General features: G+C 29.5%; 1 protein-coding gene. It reads right to left on the reverse strand.

Going from position 1 to position 1,119, the window contains the following annotated elements:
- Nucleotides 1-29 precede the first annotated feature (29 nt).
- Complete coding sequence (locus FMM06_RS16630) at nt 30-899, reverse strand: NADH dehydrogenase subunit 5 (RefSeq protein WP_235889378.1); 870 nt, start codon at nt 897-899, stop codon at nt 30-32.
- Nucleotides 900-1,119: the final 220 nt, after the last annotated feature.

The raw sequence follows: 1,119 nt of genomic DNA on the forward strand, positions 1-1,119 counted from the left end.
GAAAAAGCTCCAGAAAGCGAGTTTAAATATCATAAACCTCTTAAAAAATCCTGAAAATCTCTACAAATATCAATAATAAAAATGCTTCTAATATAAAATCTTAAAATTAAACCAAAAATAAATCCTAGAAAAGTCCTTATTAAGGTAATAATTTTTTCATTAAATTTCAAAAATACTATCAAAGGGGTTTCAAATAAACAATAAGAAAGAACCAGGCCTCCCGTTAAAGTAAAACCAAATAAAAGAAATTTAGATTTAAATATATAATCCACAGATTCATAAATCCCTCCGAGAGGCCTACTTTGACTCTCATTTAAAAACCTAAAATAATATAAACGCATAGAATAAGAGCCAGAAAGTCCTACTCTAAAAGCTATCAAATATAAAAAAATCAAACTATAACTAGAACTGTAACCTATTTCTATAATAGCGTCCTTAGAATAAAATCCCGCTAAAAAAGGAAATCCACATAAAGCTAAATTGCAGATATTTATCAAAGTTCTAGCAAAAAGTCTTCCTTTTAATGAACCTCCCAAAAACCGCAAATCTTGTAAACCTTGATTCTGATGAATAACATCTCCTCTACATATAAATAGTAAAGACTTAAATATAGCGTGAGTTAAAAGATGAAAAAAAGTAATTAAAATAAGACCTAATCCTAAACTTGTTATTATTAACCCTAATTGCCTTAAAGTAGAAAGAGCAATAATCTTTTTTATATCTTGTTCTAAATTAGCCCTCAATCTTGCTATGATTATAGTTCTAAGCCCTAATAAAAAAACTAAATAAGATAAACCTGCTATTTCAATAATAAAATTTAAGCGCAAAAGAATATAAATACCCGCAGTAACAAGAGTAGAAGAATGGACTAATGCTCTAACAGGAGTAGGAGCAGCTATAGCCCGAGGTAATCAAGCCGAAAAAGGAATCTGAGCTCTTTTAGTAATAGCGGCTAATAATAGTATTAACCCAAAAAATATTAAATTTTCATCAGTTATTTCACTAAGAATATCTAAAAATTTTCAACCCCCTCATTCCACTCTTAAACCTACTAAAATTAAAATAGCCCCATCTCCCACACGATTCCTAAGCCCCGTAATTATAGCCCTTCTCACAGAA

It is taken from the genome of Glacieibacterium frigidum (assembly GCF_007097155.1).
Classification (GTDB): Bacteria; Pseudomonadota; Alphaproteobacteria; order Sphingomonadales; family Sphingomonadaceae; genus Glacieibacterium; species Glacieibacterium frigidum.